Genomic DNA, 17,444 nt, shown 5'->3' on the forward strand with positions numbered 1-17,444 from the left:
TCGGCGTTTTAGGTTCGGCGGCTTCCCTCCTCACGCAACAGCGCCTGCAAGGTGTCGAGGCGAGCACTGTCGAAGGCAGTGACGGTGCCTTGCTCGAACACCCGGCGCGCCAGCCCGGTCAGCACCGCACCGGGCGGCAGTTCGATCTGTAGCCGCACGCCGCGCTCGTAGGCGCTTTGCACGGTGCCGCGCCAATCCACGATGCGACACATGTTGTAAGCGAGGTCGTCGCGCAGGGCATCGACCTTGATTACCGGGCGCGCGCGGCTGCCGCTCAGGTAGGCGATTTTCGGGGCTTGCAGTTGTACTTTGGCGAAGGCTTCGGCGAGGGTTTGCGCCGGTTTTTCCAGCAGCGGACAGTGCGACGGCACGCTGACCGCCAGACGTTTCGCCAGACCCGCGCCACGGCTGCGCGCGAGTTCGGCCACCGCTTGCATCGCCTTGTCGCTGCCGGCAATCACCACCTGGTTATCGGCGTTGATATTGGCCAGATAAACCGGCGTTACGGCGCTGTGAACTTGCGCCAGCAACGTTTCGACTGTGGACAGTTGCAGACCGATGATCGCGGTCATGCCAAAGCCCTGTGGATAAGCCTGTTGCATCAACTCACCGCGCAGGCTGACCAAATGCAGCGCATCACTGAAGCTCAAGGCCCCGGCCACCACCGCTGCGGGGTAAGCACCGATGGACAGGCCCGCGACATAGTCCGCGTTCAAACTGTCCTGCAACAACTGTCGCGAAGCCGCGACACCGGCGATCAGCAGGCAGAGCTGCACCGCCCTTGTACTGCGCAGCGCTTCGGCAGAATCAAGCAGCAAGACATCTTCACCCAGCACATCACTGGCCTCGGTCAACGTTTCCCGAGGCAAACGCTGGAGCATGCCCGGTTGCTGCGCGCCCTGACCGGGGAACACCAACAGACTGCTCATGCTGCCTGCTCCTGCGGGTTCCACGGGTCTACTACCAGACACGCCTGATGCGCGTTTTTCAGCAGCACCCGCGCCGAAGTGCTGGCCCATTCACGCAGGGCTACGGCGCCGAATGGCGTCTGCAATTGCATGTCGACCCGGCACACTGCCTGATCGAAAAGCGCCACCAGTTTGCGCGCCTGATTGCGGGTCAGCCGTTGCGGTGTGCGCAGGATCAGATCGAGATCGCTGCCCTCATGCATCGCCGCAAAACCACTGGCCAACTCAAATCCGGCACTGCCGCTGACGCCCCAGATCCAACCGCAATCATCGAGCATCGGCCGCAGTTGCTTGAGCGCACGCAGGGCCGGCAGATCACGCTCGCTGTCGACATGACACAACGCCTCCGGACCGACCCGACAGCCAATCGAATCAAGCGCCATGAACGCCGCCAAGCGTTGCTCGCGCGACACACCGCGCACGCCCACGGCGACAAAACCCTCAACGTTTAACGCACGGCGCACCACCACCGGTTGCCCGGCGCTGAGCGACTCGACTGCCCACTGCGGCGCATCCGCCGGTAGCTGCGCCGGGGTCATGCCCCAGAGCAGGTCGTGGGCCAGAGGCGTATTCACCACTGCGCCCTCAACAGTTCACGCACGCGACTGGACGCTTCACGATTTTTCGCACCGAGACGATTGCTCAAATCATTGCCAGTGACATCGCTGATGGCTTGCTTCAAGCACTCGGTCACTCGTGTCAGATCTTCGGCAGTCGGCTGTTCGATCTGCTGCACCGACAGGGTTTCCCAAAGCAGCCCGAGGCTGGCGTAACTGTCGATGTCATAGGCCATCGGCGGCACGCTGGCGGCCAGTGCTTCGAGTTCTTCGACGCTGCGCAAAGTCACCCGCGCCGCCGATGCTTTGCCCATCGCATGCACCATCACGCCGGGATCACGCAGGGCGATCAAGCGGTTGGCCTGATAGCCGTGGGCGAGAAACGCACCGGACATGGCTTTGCCCACCAGCAGCGCAATCACCGGATGCCCGGCCAGGCGTGCGCGGGCATAACTGTCCGCCGCACCGGCCAGCGACTGATGAATGCCGAGGGCTTCTTCGCGACGGCCGTAGGCCTGGCTCGGTACATCGACGATGGCAATCAGTGGACGCTTTTGCGGTTTGTCGCGGTCAGCGTTGATCGCATCGTCGACGGCTTTGGCCAGGCCCCAGCCTTCCAGCAACCCGACTTCGCCGTTACGGGCACGGGGGAAACGGTTGTCAGGGTCAGCGACCACGGCGATAAAACGCCCGAGTTCAGCATCGGCAACCTTCAACGAGGGCGGCAAACCTTCTACAGCTTTCGCGCCCGCGCTCAACGCGTTGAACCAGTTCAAACCGCGCAATGAATAACCACTCATGAGCGCTCTCCTTGATACAGATCGCGAACCACCGAAGGCTCGATTTGCTTGTCAGTGTCCAGGCTGGCCAGCCGTTGCAGGAACCATTCGGCCCGCTGACTGCGCGGTTGCGCTGGCAAGCCTTGTTGCAGCAACTCGCCGACCTGCTGACGAATCTGCGCCACATCATCGGCGGCAAATCGATCCACCAAGCCACTGGCAAAACGCTGCTCGCCACCGGTCAGGCTCCAGATAAACGGCCGGTCGCGGGAGTCGTATTCCTCGATCCCGGCTTCCTGCTCGATCACCTGCGGGCCATTCAGGCCCAGGCGTGCTTCCTGAGTCACCAGCAAATAGCTGCACAACGCAGCGGCAATCGACATGCCGCCAAAGCAACCGACGCTGCCCGCGACCACACCCACCACCGGTTGGTATTGCTGCAAATCGACAATCGCCGCATGAATATCGGCAATCGCCGCCAAGCCGAGATTGGCTTCCTGCAGCCGCACACCGCCGGTTTCCAGCAGCAACACGGCGCGGGTCGGAATGCCGTTGCGGTTGTCCTCGGCGGCCAGTTCCAGTGCACCGGCAATCTTCGCCCCGCCGACTTCGCCGAGGCTGCCACCCTGAAACGCGCCTTCGATGGCCGCGATCACCACCGGTAAACCGTCGAGGCTGCCCTTGGCGATCACTACGCCGTCATCGGCTTGCGGCACCACGCCCTGGCGTTCAAGCCACGGCGACATGACGCGTTGAAACGGGTCGAGCAATTCGCGGAAGGTGCCGGCATCAAGCAAGGCTTTCGCCCGTTGCCGCGCGCCGAGTTCGACGAAGCTGTGTTTATGGAGAAGCGCTGCGCTGTCAGTCATGGCCGATCTCCTCGAAACCTTGTTCCAGGCGCAAACGCACCACACCCGGCGTCGCGCCGAAATCGTGGATATCGATGGCCATGGCTGGCGGCGTGGTGCCGTCGAACATCCGCGCAAACAGATGCTGCCAGCGCAGCTGTGCGCCGTTGGCCGAGGTTTGCACGTTGATCGTCAACTTGCCGGCCAGCCCCGGTTCGATCAGCACTTCCAGATCACCCGAGCCGACACAACCGACCAGCGCCCGACCGCGAGGCGGCTGCCCGGCGGGGAATTCAAACGATAGGGTTTCCATCAAAACGCTCCCTGAAAGGTGCCGTCGCACTCGATTCGGTCGAGCAGCAGCGTGGCGGCGAGCAAGTCGGCGGCGCCACCGGGCGAGGCATTCAATGCGATGAGTTGTTGATCGAGTTCATGCAGACGACGGCGACCGCTGAGGCTGGCGCTGCCACCGGCGTCGAGCACCGCTTGCGCGCCCTGCTGCATGGCGTGCAGGCCTTGTTCGCCGGCGCGGTAGAGCACGCAGGTGTCGGCCAGGTCAGTCATGATCGCGAGCAAGGCGTCGAGCCGGGCATTCTGTTCGCCGTGGCCGGCAGTGCGGCTTTTTTTCAGTTGTGGCAGGCCACGTTGCAGCACGGACGGGAAGCCGAGTTGCGCTTCCTCTCGGGCGCCGCGAGCGCCGTAACGCAGCGCGACTTGTGCACCGTGGCTCAGGGGACGAGGTGCAAAACGATCATCGAGCAGCGCCAGCCGTGCAGCGCGCAGGGTGACGGCGTTGGCACCCGTGGATTTCGCTTCGAGCGCGGCGGCGGTCACCAACAGGCCCAAGGCCCAGATTGCACCGCGATGAGTGTTCACACCGTTGGTGGTCGCGAGCATCGCTTGCTCGCCTTCACGGCCGATGCGGCCAATGCTTTCACGCAGCGTTTGATTGATCTCGCCGACTTCAATGGCGGCTTCGGCTATCTCCTTGAACGCCGGCCACAACGACAGCGCCGAGGCGTGCATCAGGCCCAAGTGCAGATCGGTGTGCGCGCCGTTGCCACGACGGTCGACCAGCGCCGGTTTCGGCGACAGATCCGCTTCGTCGATCAACGCATCCACCGCCATGTCCGCCAATCGCTCGGCCAGGGAAATCGGTTTCGCTTGCAGGTTAAGTGCGTGCATTACCAGCTCCTGAATTTGGCGGGCGGGTTGTAGAGGCCGCCGGACCACTCGACCAGATCGGCCACGCTTTTCGCCGCCAGCAGTTCGCGCGTGGCGTCAGTGCGGCGGATGCCGAGGTCTTCGGGCAAGGCGATCAGGCCTTCACGGCGCATGCGTTCGGTGTCTTTCGGGTTGTGGCGCAGGCCAATGGCGGTGACCCCGGCGACTGCAGCGATCATCGCCTGGCGCTCTTCCAGCGAACGCCCCTTGTACAGATAGGCGATGCCTTCTTCGGTGAGCAGGTGGGTGACGTCGTCGCCGTAGATCATGATCGGCGCCAGCGGCATGCCGCTTTTCTTCGCCACTTCCACCGCGTCGAGGGTTTCGACGAAGGTCGGTTTGCCGCCCTCCTGGAAGGTCTCGACCATTTGCACCACGAGTTTCTTGCCGCGTTCGAGCATCGGTTGCGGCGAGTCGTCGTGGCGCATGTCCAGCCATGCCGGCGTGCCGTGACGGCGGCCACGCGGGTCATGGCCCATGTTCGGCGCGCCGCCGAAACCGGCGAGACGGCCACGGGTAACGGTCGAGGAATGGCCATCGCCATCAACCTGCAACGTCGCGCCAATAAACAGATCCACCGCGTATTGCCCGGCCAGTTGGCAGAACATCCGGTTGGAACGTAGCGAGCCGTCGCGGCCGGTGAAGAACACGTCCGGGCGCGCGGCGATGTAGTTTTCCATGCCCAGTTCGGTGCCGAAGCAATGCACGCTTTCGACCCAGCCGCTCTCAATCGCCGGGATCAACGTCGGGTGCGGATTGAGCGTCCAGTTGCGGCAGATCTTGCCTTTGAGGCCGAGGGATTCGCCGTAGGTCGGCAGGATCAGTTCGATGGCCGCTGTGTTGAAACCGATGCCGTGGTTGAGCGACTGCACGTTGTGTTTTTCGTAGATCCCGCGAATCGCCATCATCGCCATCAACACGTGGACAGGCTTGATGTGCCGTGGGTCGCGGGTGAACAGCGGTTCGATGTAGAACGGCTTGTCGGCCACCACGACGAAATCGACCCACGACGCCGGAATATCCACACGGGGCAATTCGCTGACGTCGTCGACCAACTGGTTGACCTGGACGATGACGATGCCGTCGCTGAAAGCGGCCGGTTCGATCAGCGCCGGGGTGTCTTCGGTGCTCGGGCCGGTGTAGATGTTGCCGGCGCGGTCGGCCATGAAACCGGCCGAGAGCACGACGTTGGGGATCAGGTCCACCACCAGCCGGGCGTAGAGTTCGATGTAGGTGTGGATCGCGCCGATTTCCAGCAGGCCGTCTTCAAGCAACTGGCTGATGCGCAGGCTCTGGGTGCCGGCGAAGGAGAAATCGAGCTTGCGGGCGATGCCGCGTTCGAACAGGTCGAGGTGCTCGGAGCGGCCGACGCTGGGCATGATCATGTGCAGGTCGTGGAGCTTCTCGGGATCAGCCTTGGCCAGCGAGCGAGAAAGGAAGTCTGCCTGCTTCTGGTTATTGCCCTCCAGCACCACACGGTCGCCGGGATGAATCAGCGCTTCGAGCGCGGCGACGATCTTGTCGGTGGGCAACACCACACCGTCGGCCAGCCCGCGCACCTTGTCGAGGCGACGCTGCTTCTCGTCACGCCGCCGCGTCCAGCGCGAGTCGGGGGAAATTGTTGTTGTCATGCTCACTCCACGGGGTTCGCTGTCGTGGAGCTAAGTTAGGCGTGTGGGGTGGGGGCATCAATCAAGCAGGGTGGTGAATCATTACGCTTAGCGTAATGGTTCAGGCCCTCTTCGCGAGCAGGCTCGCTCCCACAGGGGATCTGTGTCGTACACCTGATCTGTGTTCACTGGTGATCCAATGTGGGAGCGAGCCTGCTCGCGAAGAGGCCAGTCAGACCACTAAAAACTCTGGATCAGTGGACCAGTCCCGCCTCCACCAACAACTGCTCAAGTGCCAACAAATCCGGCACCTTCGCCACTTGCTCCCCCACCTGCACCGCCGCCTGTTCCAGCGCACACAACGGCACATCGACATAGCTCAATTGACTATCGAGCTTGTAAGACCGAGGAATCCCCTGCACCAGCAACGCAATGAATTTCAGCTGCGGCAAGCCACCCAGCGCATTGAGAATCACAATCCGCGCTCGCTCGCCAATCACCACTTTCTGCCCACACGCCGACTCGAAACTCAGCAACGGAATCTGCCGCTCGCGCCACATGACGCGCCCCAGATACCACGGCGGTGTATCCAGATCGAAGGCGCTGGCCTGATAGTCGATCAGCTCGGCCACCGCGACGTTGGGCAAGATCAGGTTACGATCCGCCAGCGGCAGCAGCAGCCCGGTGAGTTGGCTGGTACGCGCGTTGTGGCGGCGCTCATGCATGTTTCTTGCTCCAGTGGGCAATGCTTTCGAGCAGCACCGATTCCTGATAGGGCTTGCCGAGGTAGTCGTTGACGCCAATAGCCATGGCGCGGTCGCGGTGTTTTTGCCCGGTGCGCGAGGTGATCATGATGATCGGCAGGTGTTGCAGGCGTTCGTCGTTGCGCACTTGGGTGGCGACTTCGAAGCCGTCCATGCGCGGCATTTCGATGTCGAGCAGCATCAGGTCGGGCATGTGTTCTTCGAGCAGGAGCATGGCGTCGACACCGTCCTTGGCGGTCAGTACGTTCATGCCGTGGCGTTCGAGTAAACGACTGGTGACCTTGCGCACGGTGACCGAGTCGTCGACCACCATGACCAGCAGCGGTTTCTGCGGTTCGCTGTCGATATCCGGTTGAATCGGATACTGCGCAACCGGTGCCTGCATCGCGCGGATCGGCGCCAGCAGATCAAGAATCAGCACCACCCGGCCATCGCCCAGAATCGTCGCGCCGGACACGCCCTGCACCGCCGCGAATTGCGCGCCGAGGCTTTTGACCACGATCTCGCGCGTCCCGGCCATGGTGTCGACCTGCACCGCGATGCGCCGGTCGTTGTACTGCACCAACAGCACCGGCAACGGCAGGCTCTGGCCGAGCAGTTTCGGGCGTGGCGCGGTTTTCAGCAGCTCGCCCAAGTAGCACAGCTCATAGCGTTGGCCGCCGTATTGATAGCTCGGTGGATCAAGACGGAAATGCCCATCCAGATCATTCGGCAACACGCGGACGATGCCGTCGATGGTGTTCAGCGGAATCGCGTATTGATCCTCACCACACTGCACCATCAACGCACGGTTGACCGACACGGTGAACGGCAGGCGAATGCGAAAATGCACGCCCTGCCCCGGCACCGAGTCGATGCTCATGCTGCCGCCCAACTGGCGGACTTCTTCATGCACCACGTCCATGCCGACGCCACGCCCGGAGATCTGGGTGATTTTTTCGGCGGTGGAAAACCCCGGCTGGAGGATGAACTGCAACACATCGCGGTCGCTGATTTCGGCGTCCGGCGCCAGCAAGCCACGTTTGATTGCCTTGTTCCGCACCGCTTCCAGCGGCACACCGGCACCGTCGTCGCGGATGTCGAAAACGATGTCGCCGCCCTCGCGGGACAGCTCGAGGCTGATCTGCCCTTGCGCCGGTTTCCCCGCCGCCAGCCGCACCTCGGTGGACTCCAGACCATGGTCGACGGCGTTGCGCAGCATGTGCTCCAACGGTGCGGCCATGCGCTCCAGCACGTTGCGATCCATCTCGCCTTCGGCGTTGCCGACGACGAAAGCGACGTCTTTGTTCAGCTCTTCGGCAACCTGGCGGACGATGCGTTTGAGGCGCGGCAACATCCGTTCGAACGGCACCATGCGCGAGCGCATCAGGCCTTCCTGCAATTCGGTGTTGATTCGCCCTTGTTGTTGCAGCAGGTTCTCGGCGTCGTGGTTGCGGCGGTCGAGGGTTTCCTTCAGGTCGAGCAAGTCGGAGGCGGATTCGAACAGCGCGCGCGACAGTTGCTGCAACTGCGAATGGCGATCCATTTCCAGCGGATCGAATTCTTCGTAACCGAGGCGTTCGCCGTCGACTTGCTGACGGCTGAGGATGCGCCCCTGGGTTTCCGTATCGAGGCGGCGCAACTGATCACGCATGCGCTCGATGGTGGTTTCCATCTCGTTGAGCGCGACTTGCGCGTCGTTGACTTGCTGTTCAATGCGTCCACGGAAAATCGAGGTTTCCCCGGCCAGATTGACCAATTCGTCGAGCAGTTCGGCGGAGACTTTGACCATGTCCGCGCCGGCGTCGGTGGCCGGTGCTGCGGTCTCGGTTTTAACCGGCAGCGGCAGCAACGGCGGCGCTTCAGGCGTCACGGGATGACTGAAGTTCTGGATCGCATTGATCAACCGATCCGCTGGCGGACACGGTTGCCCGGCGCGCACGCCATCGAGCATTTGCGCCAGTCGGTCATGGCCGCGCTGCACCAGCGCGAACAATTCGCCAGACGCTTGCAACGAGCCGGCGGAGAGACTTTCGTAAAGGTATTCCAGCTCATGGGCGAGGTCGCCGATCGGGCCGATCTCGACCATCCGCGCGCCGCCCTTGAGGGTGTGCAGGTCGCGCAGCAGGGTTTCGACTTCCTGACGGTTGCCCGGCTCAGCCTGCCAGCGCAGCAGCGCGGCGCCGGAGTTCTCGATGATGTCGAAACCTTCTTCGAGGAAGATCTCCAGCAACTCGGGATCGTGCCCGGCACCTTCGTGATCGACGGCAGGTTGCGTCGTTTCGGCAGGGGTCGGCGAGCCTTGGCGTACCTGGCGAAGCGCTTCGATCAGATCCTCTGCCGGCTCCAGCGGCTGATGGTTTTGCAGTTGCTCAAGCAGCCGGGTGAAACGCTCATGGCTCTTGTGCAACAAGCGACCAAGGGCTTCGCTGTGGCTGTAGCGACGATCGACCAGACCTTCGTAAAGGCTTTCCAGCTCCTGGGCCAGATCGCCGACGGCGTCGACTTCGGCCATGCGCGCACCACCCTTGAGGGTGTGCAAATCACGCTGCAACGAGGACAGCGGCGCGGCGTTGTCCGGGTCGCTCAGCCAGCGCTGCAAGGCTTGCTCGGCGCTGTCGAGAATGTCCACTGCCTCTTCGAGGAAGATCTCGACGATTTCGTCGTCCGGCTCCTGGGCAGCGCTGGTTTGCGAAAGCTCGGCGGTGGCCGCGCCCAGTTCGCGGATGCTCAAGGTGCGGCTGCCGTCGCTGCGAATCAGGCCCATGGACGAGGGGTCGAGGCTTTCGTCGAGCAGATCATGCAAGGCGCGAATGCGCTCCGGCTGCGGCGTGACTTCCTGGCCGGCGGCCAGTTCGTCGAGCATGTTGATCAGCGCTTCGTGGGCGTACTGCGCTTCCTGGAAAAACCGGTCGCTGACCGCCAGGCTGCTTTCTTCCACGGCGCCATAGAGATCGAGCAAGGCTTCGCACAGAACATCCACCGGCAGCAGATCTGCCAAGTGCGCGCCTTCACCGAGGGTGGTCAGCTCATCCAGCAACGCGCTGAGTTCCTGGCGTTCGCCGGGGTGTTGCTGCCAGCGCTGCAAGAGGTTTTCGGCGTCGAACAGGATGTCCATGCCTTGGGCAAGGAAGTTGTTGATCAGTTGCGGATCGTGCTTGATCCGCAGGCCAGTGTTCGGTGCATTGAGGATCGCTTCCAGACGCTCGCCGAGCAGCGCATCGGTGCGTTTGATCAGCGACTGCGCGCCGACAATCGGCGCCAGCGGATCATGCTTGAGCTGGCGCAAGCCGACACGGAACAGCCCTTCGGCTTCGAGCAGCAACTCGACTTCATCGAGATCGAGCGGCAACTGATGGGCCTTGAACTCTCGGGCCAAATGATCAAGCGATGCCGCCAGTTCGGCAATCGGCAACACACCGGCCATCGACGCGCTGCCCTTGAGGGTGTGCAAAGCGCGCTGCAACTCGTCGCTGGCCGGCAGCGGAACATGCTCGGCCGCTTGATCGAGGAAGCGGTTGAGGCTGGCGAGATGGGTTTCGGCTTCGTTGCGGAAGATCTCCAGCAACAGCGGATCGAGCGCCGCAACGTCATCGACGTCTTCGGCGGCCAGCGGTTCGTCCCCCTTGGCCAAGGCATGGGCGCGCGCCGCCAATTGATCGACATCGCTGCGCTGACGCTGGCTGTTGGTGGCGAATTCGCTGACCAGTTCCGGCAGCAGCAACACCGTGTCGGTGAGTAATTGCGGCACCACGGCGCCGGGTTCGACGCTGTGTTCCAGCACGCGATTGAGCAGGTTTTCCACCGCCCAGGCCAGTTCACCGAGGATCAGCGCACGCACCATGCGTCCGCTGCCTTTCAAGGTGTGGAAGGCGCGGCGCAGCTCTGTCAGCGCGGCGCGATCCTGCGGATTGGCTGTCCAGCGCGGCAGGTATTCGTGGAGAACCTCAAGTACCTCATCGGTCTCTTCGAGGAACACTTCGCGCAGTTCGTCGTCCACCGGTTCTTCGTCGGCCGGCGGCGGCATCAGGCTGCCGGGTGTGACCACGGCGGGCGGATTGATCGCCGGCACCGGGCTGGCCAACACATCGGCCAGCGACTGCACGATGTCCGGGTCGTCCAGCGCCTGCAGGTCCTGCATCACCAGTGCTTCGCTGGGGCTGAGCACGTCATCGAGCACTGGCACACGCTGTTCGCCGGGCTGCTCATTGGCCTCTTCGTTTGCAAAATAACCGAGACTGGCGAGGCTCTTCTGCGCGACATCCAGCAGTTGTTCGCTCGGCGCCAGCGGGTCATCGCTCAAGCGTTCAAGGTAATACTCGAGGCTGGTGATGACGTCGGCGAGGTTGTCCAGTTGCTGCCAGCCTGGTTCGTGCGGATCGAGCAGCAGATGTTCGCGGATGAAACCGTTGCAGGCCTCGACCAGATTCGCCGCACGACTCAGCGGAATCATCGCCAGCGCCCCGCGCACCTGAGTCAGCAGTTCTGGCAGCGGTTGCAGTTGCTGGCGGTCCCAGTCGGCGTCGATATAGTCGACGATCATGTCCTTGGCCTGTTGCAAGCAGATGCGCGCTTCCTTGATCACGATCTGATGAATCTGCGTCAGGTCGGTGGTGGGCAGGCGCGAGTCTTCGGGGCTTTCCGGCTCGACGGTGCCGACCATCCCGGCGAGTGTCGCTTCGACGTAGAGCAAGGCGCCGGCAACGTCCATCAGGATCGCGTCGTTGGGTTCACGCTGGCCTTGGACAAGGCTGAGCACCACCGCCAGTTGATCGATGATGACCTTGCGCGGCTGGCCGAAACCGAGCACCGCGAGGGTGTCGGCGATCTGCCGCAACGGCGCCAGCAGGCTTTCCAGGTCCGACGTGTGTTGGCGGTCGCTGCGCACGAACAGGTCGAGGCGTTCCTTGACCCGCACCAGTTCTTCGCACAATGCCGCCAGCACCGAGCGCATCGCATCGCGGTCGGGGCCGGCCAGGCGCGCGCGTTCTTCATCGACCATCGCGCTGTCGGGTAAGGCGTCGTCCAGGGAGTAGCGATCTTTCATGGTCAGCATCTGCCTGGTGGGATGTTCGGCTTTGGCAATATAGAACAACAGGCTTTTCAGAAGCTCTGGCGGGGGCGGCTGATTGAGGCCCGCCATGCCTTGTTCGAGCAGGCGCTTGAGTTCCTTGTCGGCGTCCTTGAACAGGCTGCGCAGTGCCGGGCTGTTGGCGATCACGCCTTCGCGCATACCTTCGACCAAGGCGGATGCGACCTGCCACAACGGACTTAACGGGGCGTCACCGCTCAGCGCTTCGAGACGGGTGAAGACTTTCGCCAGATAAGCCAAGTGCGTCTGGTCATCCTGCTCACGCAGCAAACCGACCAGCGCCATTTGCAGCATCTGGCGTAACTTGCGCAGCACATTCGGCAGCTCTGCCGGTTCCAGCAGCGCCAGCGCCTCTTCGCCAAGCGGCGGCAGCTCGGGCAGTTGCGGGCTGAACAGGCTGGTTTCCGACAGCAGGCTTTCGCCGCGAGCGCTGCGCAAATCATTGAGCAGCGGCAGCACGACCAGCGGAAGATCACGGCGGGCGCTCTGTACGCGGTCGAGGTAGATCGGTAATTGCCCCAAGGCTTGCAACAGCAAGTGCAGGGCTTCGTCGCGATGGCTGACGCGCCCCTGCTGCAAGGCTTCGACCAGATGCTCCATTTCTTCGGCGAGCAGCGCGGCGCCGTAGAACTCGACCATCTGCAAGCTGCCGTGAACCTGATGGATGTACGCCAGGCACTCGTCCAGCCCGCCGGATGCGTGCGGATCATCGAGCACGGTTTCAATCGCCTGATGCGCCAGTTTCAGCGTTTCGGCAATTTCGCCTTTGACCCACTCGAGGGCCACGTAGTCGTGGCGATCACCCATAACCGCTCCAATCACACTTTATCCGTCGCCGACGCGGATGCCGCCGGCAAGGTGAACCCTGACACCGAACGACGCAACTGACTGGCCATTTTCGTCAGGTTGCCGATGCTCTCGGCGGTGGCCGTGGAGCCCGACGACGTTTGCGTGGTGATCTGCTGGATCACGTTCATCGTCAGCGAGATCTGCCCGGCCGACGTCGTCTGCTGCTGCGCCGCGTTGGAGATGCTCTGAATCAGCGCCGCAAGGGTCTTCGACACGCCTTCGATTTCTTCCAGGGCCACCCCGGCATCCTGCGCCAGCCGCGCGCCGCGCACCACTTCGGTGGTGGTCTGTTCCATGGAGATGACCGCTTCGTTGGTGTCGGTCTGGATCGCCCGCACCAGCGTTTCGATCTGCCGGGTGGCGGCCGACGAGCGCTCGGCCAGCCGTTGTACTTCGTCGGCGACCACGGCAAAACCACGCCCGGCATCGCCGGCCATCGACGCCTGAATCGCGGCGTTGAGGGCGAGGATGTTGGTCTGGTCGGCAATGTCGTCGATCAGGCTGACGATATCGCCGATTTCCTGCGACGACTCGCCTAGACGCTTGATGCGTTTGGCGGTGTCCTGAATCTGTTCGCGAATGTTGTCCATGCCGTGGATGGTGTTGTGCACCACCTCGTTGCCTTTGTTGGCGATTTCCACGGAACGCTCCGCTACCGCCGAGGACTCGGCGGCGTTGGCCGAGACTTGATCGATGGACTGGGCCATATCGTTGATCGCGGTCGAGGCTTCGGAAATCTGCTGGGCCTGATGTTCCGAGGCCTGGGCCAGGTGCATGGCGGTGGCCTGGGTTTCCTGCACGGCCGCCGCGACCTGGCCGGCGGTGAGGTTGATGGTCGCCACCAGATCGCGCAATTGATCGACGGAATAGTTGATCGAGTCGGCGATGGTGCCAGTGAAGTCTTCAGTCACCGAGGCGGTCACGGTGAGGTCGCCGTCGGCCAGATCCTCGATTTCATCGAGCAGACGCATGATCGCGTTCTGATTGCGTTCGTTCTTCTCGGCGGTCTCGCGCAACTGGCGATTGGTTTCGCGGACCATGACCAGACCGATCAGGATGATCGACGCCAGCGCCAGCAAGCCGAGCACGTAGCCACCGATGGTGTCGGTGTTGCGCCCACCCGCGAGGTTTTCGAAACGGTTGGCCAGGTGCGAGGCTTCGTCGAGCAGGGTTTGCGAGAGGTTGAAGATGTTGCTGGCCGACTCGCGAACCTTGAACAGCTCCGGCGAGGTTTCGAGGATTTCATCGACAGAGCCGGAAACGAACTGGAACAGCTCGGAAATCTCACTCAGGCGCGCGCGGGCATCACGGTCTTCGACCTGACTGATCTTCAGCGCCGGGTTGCCCTGAAGCATGCCGTTGAGGACTTGGCCGAAGCGAGTGGCATCGCGGCCAAACGCATCGGCAGCCTGCTGCGAGTTTTCATCGCCGGCCAGCACGGTGTTCACCGCACCGAGAATGCGTTCGGCCAGCAACGATTGGCGCTGGGCCATCGCCACTTGTGCCGCCGGAGCACCGCGCTGGAGCAGGATCTCGACGACTTTTTCGTATTCGATCTGCAACTGCGGCACGGTTTCGGCCAGGGTCGCGGCGACCTGATGCAGCGACAGCACGGTCTGTTCGCTGGAGAGAATGGCGTCGGTGTTTTTCAGCAGGCGTTCCCAGTCGAGCTGCACGGCGCGCATTTCCGGGCGCACGGTCGACGGCGCCGGGGGCAGGCCGGTGGCCGGGTCGCCCTTCTTCAGGTAACTCCAGCGCTGGGCGAAATCGTTGCGCGCATCGCTGAGCAACTTGAACGCCGCAGCCTTGCCGGCGGCGGCTTCAGTGGCGTTCTTGGCAATGCGTTGCGACAGCACGCGCAGCTCACCGGCGTGACCGATGTACTGCTTGTCGTAGTTCGCCTGGGTGTTGAGGTAAGCGAAGTTGGCAAACAGCAGCATGATGAACACGATCAGTGCGATGAACAGCACGATGATCTGCGAGCGACTGCGCGATCCTTCCGCCGGCTTGCCTGTTTTTGCTTTTGTCATCGGTCCTCGCCTATGAAACCTGCAACGGCCCACTGTGGGAACGAGCTCTGTGGCGAGGGGATTTATCCCCTCACCACAAATCCCGCTCCCACAGGTTTGGGTGGTGTTTCGACTAAATTGCGACGCTCATGAACACCGGGGATTTGGCCAGCGCAAACAGGCTGAACACCCGCCAGTTCTGCTCACGCCGGAAGTACCCTTTGACGAACTCGGCCTTGGAGCCCTGGCGCTTGCTGATCGACAGCGGTTCAAAGCTGCCCTGCTCGAAATGCTGCAGGCCGAAGACCTCATCGACCATCAGCCCGGCAAACACGTCGCCATGCTCCACCACCAATACCCGCCGCTGCTTACGAAGCGGTGAAAGCTCATGCCCGAAGAAACCGCACAGGTCCATGATCGGCAGCAGCCGCCCACGCAGGTTAGCCACCCCTTTGACCCACGGCTTGACCCCGGGCAACTGAGTGCAGCGCGGTTCGTGCAACACTTCGCTGACTTCGCCCATCGGCGCGACATACCAGTGTTCGCCGAGGCGAAAACCGATACCGCTCCAGCGATCCTGACGCGCCGGTTGCGATGGCAGGTCGGCCGCGAGCAAGCGGCAGCGCTGGTCAATCTGCCAGAGCAGTTCGAACGCGGTCAGCGATTCGCTCATGGCCGCGCGATCAACCGGCCAGCACGTTGTTCAGGGTCTTGATCAGAGTCTCTTCATCGACCGGTTTGGTCAGGTAGTCCTTGGCGCCTTGGCGGGTGCCCCAGACCTTGTCGGTTTCCTGATCCTTGGTGGTGATGATGATCACCGGGATGTGCCCGGTGTCAGGGTCCTTGGTCAACTGACGGGTCGCCTGAAAGCCGTTGAGGCCGGGCATGACAATGTCCATCAGCACCGCGTCGGGTTTTTCCTGACGGGCCAGGGCAACGCCGTCGGCGCCATTTTCGGCTTTGAGCACTTCATGGCCGTGCTTTTCCAGCATGCCGGTCAGTTTGTACATTTCAGTCGGCGAATCATCGACGATCAGGATACGTGCCATGGTTTTCCCCATTTTTCTTGTCGACATCCGGCCCGCTGGCCGAGCGTCACTGTACGTGTCTTACTGCGGCAAAGCGGCGGAAAAGCCCGGAACATGGGCCTGGATCGCGCTGAGCAGTTCTTCCTTGCTGAAAGGCTTGGTCAAAAATTGATCGGAGCCGACAATCCGCCCCTTGGCCTTGTCGAACAGCCCGTCACGGGACGACAGCATGATCACCGGCGTGGCCTTGAACGCGCTGTTGTTCTTGATTAAAGCGCAGGTCTGATAACCATCCAGACGCGGCATCATGATGTCGACAAAGATGATGCCGGGATGGTTGTCGGCGATCTTCGCCAATGCGTCGAAACCGTCGATCGCCGTGATGACTTCGCACCCCACATTTTTCAACAAGGTTTCAGCGGTGCGGCGAATCGTTTTCGAGTCGTCGATCACCATGACCTTCAAGGCGCTGGACTGCTGTTCCATAAGGGGGCTCTACCGTCGCCTTTGCGAATCAAATTGTCCGTTTTGCGATGAGTAATGGCTGGAAACCCTTGATGTTCAAGGGCCAGCACTGCATGGCAGCCTTTTTAGCACAGTCTCCAGATGCAATCTATCGACGGGTTTTCCCTTGACCGCAAACCCGCCCGGCGCCACTCTGGCGGCACTTTTTTCATACCGATCCGGTAGCCAATTTTCGAGGAAAACCCAATGAGCGTTCGCGTCGGGATTGTCATGGACCCTATCGCCAGCATTTCCTATAAAAAGGATAGCTCGCTGGCCATGCTGCTGGCTGCGCAGAAGCGCGGCTGGGAACTGTTCTATATGGAACAGCGCGACCTGTATCAGGCCGAAGGTCAGGCACGGGCGCGGATGAAGCCGCTGCAAGTCTTCGCCAATCCGGAAAAATGGTTCGAACTGGACGCCGAGCAGGACAACCTGCTGAGCGATCTGGACGTGATCCTGATGCGCAAGGATCCGCCGTTCGACATGGAGTTCGTCTACTCCACCTACCTGCTCGAGCAGGCAGAAACCGCTGGCGTGCTAGTGGTCAACAAACCGCAGAGCCTGCGCGACTGCAATGAAAAGCTGTTCGCCACGCTGTTCCCGCAGTGCACGCCGCCGACCATCGTCAGCCGCCGCGCCGATGTCCTGCGCGAATTCGCTGCCAAGCACGGCGACGTGATCCTCAAGCCGCTGGACGGCATGGGCGGCACCTCGATCTTCCGTCACCGTGCCGGCGATCCGAACCTGTCGGTGATTCTCGAAACCCTGACTGCCCTCGGCGGCCAGCAGATCATGGGCCAGGCCTACCTGCCGGCGATCAAGGACGGCGACAAACGCATCCTGATGATCGACGGCGAACCGGTGGATTACTGCCTGGCGCGGATTCCGGCCCAGGGCGAAACCCGTGGCAACCTCGCGGCCGGTGGTCGTGGTGAAGCGCGTCCGCTGACTGAAAAGGATCGCTGGATTGCCGCTCAGGTCGGCCCGACGTTGCGCGAGAAGGGCCTGCTGTTCGTGGGTCTGGACGTGATCGGCGAAAGCCTCACCGAAATCAACGTAACCAGCCCGACCTGCATCCGCGAAATCGACAACGCTTTCGGCACCGACATCGGCGGCATGCTGATGGATGCCATCGACAAGAAGCTGCAAGCCGCCGGCAAAAAGCCGCAAGCTTGATGTGTGTCACATGCAGTCTGTCGCTTGAAGCGTGAAGCCCAAGGCGTGAAACCA

14 protein-coding genes are annotated in these 17,444 nt (G+C 62.3%); 1 reads left to right on the forward strand and 13 read right to left on the reverse strand.

From position 1 onward, the window contains the following. Positions 1-8 precede the first annotated feature (8 nt). The 13 genes from mdcH to pilG form a co-directional block, all read right to left on the reverse strand. Positions 9-929 carry a malonate decarboxylase subunit epsilon gene (gene mdcH, locus ACA043_RS27520; RefSeq protein ID WP_497658246.1) on the reverse strand — a complete coding sequence of 307 codons (921 nt, stop codon included), beginning with the start codon at positions 927-929 and terminating at the stop codon, positions 9-11. Next, complete coding sequence (locus ACA043_RS27525) at positions 926-1,546, reverse strand: malonate decarboxylase holo-ACP synthase (RefSeq protein ID WP_497658247.1); 621 nt, start codon at positions 1,544-1,546, stop codon at positions 926-928. Before ACA043_RS27525 ends, mdcH begins: the two co-directional genes overlap by 4 nt. Continuing rightward, positions 1,540-2,325 (reverse strand): biotin-independent malonate decarboxylase subunit gamma, encoded by a 786-nt coding sequence (gene mdcE / locus ACA043_RS27530; protein WP_497658248.1) that lies wholly within the window; start codon positions 2,323-2,325, stop codon positions 1,540-1,542. The genes ACA043_RS27525 and mdcE overlap by 7 nt, the downstream gene beginning before the upstream one ends. Beyond that, positions 2,322-3,173, reverse strand: a complete 852-nt coding sequence (locus ACA043_RS27535) for a biotin-independent malonate decarboxylase subunit beta (RefSeq protein ID WP_497615519.1) — start codon at positions 3,171-3,173, stop codon at positions 2,322-2,324. Before ACA043_RS27535 ends, mdcE begins: the two co-directional genes overlap by 4 nt. After that, entirely contained in the window at positions 3,166-3,465 is a 300-nt protein-coding gene (locus ACA043_RS27540; protein WP_497615520.1) for a malonate decarboxylase subunit delta, read from the reverse strand. The genes ACA043_RS27535 and ACA043_RS27540 overlap by 8 nt, the downstream gene beginning before the upstream one ends. Continuing rightward, positions 3,465-4,337, reverse strand: coding sequence for a triphosphoribosyl-dephospho-CoA synthase (locus tag ACA043_RS27545; RefSeq protein ID WP_497658249.1), 873 nt, complete (start codon positions 4,335-4,337; stop codon positions 3,465-3,467). Before ACA043_RS27545 ends, ACA043_RS27540 begins: the two co-directional genes overlap by 1 nt. Continuing rightward, positions 4,337-6,007, reverse strand: coding sequence for a malonate decarboxylase subunit alpha (gene mdcA, locus ACA043_RS27550; RefSeq protein ID WP_497658250.1), 1,671 nt, complete (start codon positions 6,005-6,007; stop codon positions 4,337-4,339). Before mdcA ends, ACA043_RS27545 begins: the two co-directional genes overlap by 1 nt. Before the next feature lie 233 nt (positions 6,008-6,240). Next, on the reverse strand, positions 6,241-6,711 hold the full coding sequence (locus ACA043_RS27555; RefSeq protein WP_489879327.1) for a chemotaxis protein CheW: 471 nt from the start codon (positions 6,709-6,711) through the stop codon (positions 6,241-6,243). Then, complete coding sequence (locus ACA043_RS27560) at positions 6,704-12,628, reverse strand: hybrid sensor histidine kinase/response regulator (RefSeq protein ID WP_497658251.1); 5,925 nt, start codon at positions 12,626-12,628, stop codon at positions 6,704-6,706. The genes ACA043_RS27555 and ACA043_RS27560 overlap by 8 nt, the downstream gene beginning before the upstream one ends. An 11-nt stretch (positions 12,629-12,639) precedes the next feature. Beyond that, positions 12,640-14,700: a methyl-accepting chemotaxis protein gene (locus ACA043_RS27565; RefSeq protein ID WP_401269345.1), complete on the reverse strand. Its 2,061-nt coding sequence runs from the start codon at positions 14,698-14,700 to the stop codon at positions 12,640-12,642. Positions 14,701-14,812: 112 nt separating this feature from the next. Further along, on the reverse strand, positions 14,813-15,352 hold the full coding sequence (locus ACA043_RS27570; protein WP_497658252.1) for a chemotaxis protein CheW: 540 nt from the start codon (positions 15,350-15,352) through the stop codon (positions 14,813-14,815). A 10-nt stretch (positions 15,353-15,362) separates the two neighbouring features. Next, on the reverse strand, positions 15,363-15,728 hold the full coding sequence (gene pilH / locus ACA043_RS27575) for a twitching motility response regulator PilH (protein WP_027926574.1): 366 nt from the start codon (positions 15,726-15,728) through the stop codon (positions 15,363-15,365). 60 nt (positions 15,729-15,788) lie between these two features. Next, the gene (pilG, locus tag ACA043_RS27580; protein ID WP_497658253.1) at positions 15,789-16,193 is read right to left on the reverse strand and encodes a twitching motility response regulator PilG; all 405 of its coding nucleotides are present in this window, start codon (positions 16,191-16,193) and stop codon (positions 15,789-15,791) included. A 225-nt stretch (positions 16,194-16,418) separates the two neighbouring features. Between pilG and gshB the strand changes: the two genes are divergently transcribed. Beyond that, the gene (gene gshB, locus ACA043_RS27585) at positions 16,419-17,390 is read left to right on the forward strand and encodes a glutathione synthase (protein WP_489879325.1); all 972 of its coding nucleotides are present in this window, start codon (positions 16,419-16,421) and stop codon (positions 17,388-17,390) included. The last annotated feature ends 54 nt before the right edge of the window (positions 17,391-17,444 follow it).

The sequence above is a fragment of the Pseudomonas sp. LBUM1648 genome (assembly GCF_059716145.1).

Coding starts and splice junctions, on each gene's coding strand:
- ACA043_RS27540 (WP_497615520.1), bottom strand. CDS start 3,465: ATGGAAACCCTATCGTTTGAATTCCCCGCCGGGCAGCCGCCTCGCGGT.
- mdcE (WP_497658248.1), bottom strand. CDS start 2,325: ATGAGTGGTTATTCATTGCGCGGTTTGAACTGGTTCAACGCGTTGAGC.
- ACA043_RS27570 (WP_497658252.1), bottom strand. CDS start 15,352: ATGAGCGAATCGCTGACCGCGTTCGAACTGCTCTGGCAGATTGACCAG.
- mdcH (WP_497658246.1), bottom strand. CDS start 929: ATGAGCAGTCTGTTGGTGTTCCCCGGTCAGGGCGCGCAGCAACCGGGC.
- pilH (WP_027926574.1), bottom strand. CDS start 15,728: ATGGCACGTATCCTGATCGTCGATGATTCGCCGACTGAAATGTACAAA.
- ACA043_RS27545 (WP_497658249.1), bottom strand. CDS start 4,337: ATGCACGCACTTAACCTGCAAGCGAAACCGATTTCCCTGGCCGAGCGA.
- ACA043_RS27555 (WP_489879327.1), bottom strand. CDS start 6,711: ATGCATGAGCGCCGCCACAACGCGCGTACCAGCCAACTCACCGGGCTG.
- ACA043_RS27565 (WP_401269345.1), bottom strand. CDS start 14,700: ATGACAAAAGCAAAAACAGGCAAGCCGGCGGAAGGATCGCGCAGTCGC.
- ACA043_RS27535 (WP_497615519.1), bottom strand. CDS start 3,173: ATGACTGACAGCGCAGCGCTTCTCCATAAACACAGCTTCGTCGAACTC.
- pilG (WP_497658253.1), bottom strand. CDS start 16,193: ATGGAACAGCAGTCCAGCGCCTTGAAGGTCATGGTGATCGACGACTCG.
- mdcA (WP_497658250.1), bottom strand. CDS start 6,007: ATGACAACAACAATTTCCCCCGACTCGCGCTGGACGCGGCGGCGTGAC.
- gshB (WP_489879325.1), top strand. CDS start 16,419: ATGAGCGTTCGCGTCGGGATTGTCATGGACCCTATCGCCAGCATTTCC.
- ACA043_RS27560 (WP_497658251.1), bottom strand. CDS start 12,628: ATGGGTGATCGCCACGACTACGTGGCCCTCGAGTGGGTCAAAGGCGAA.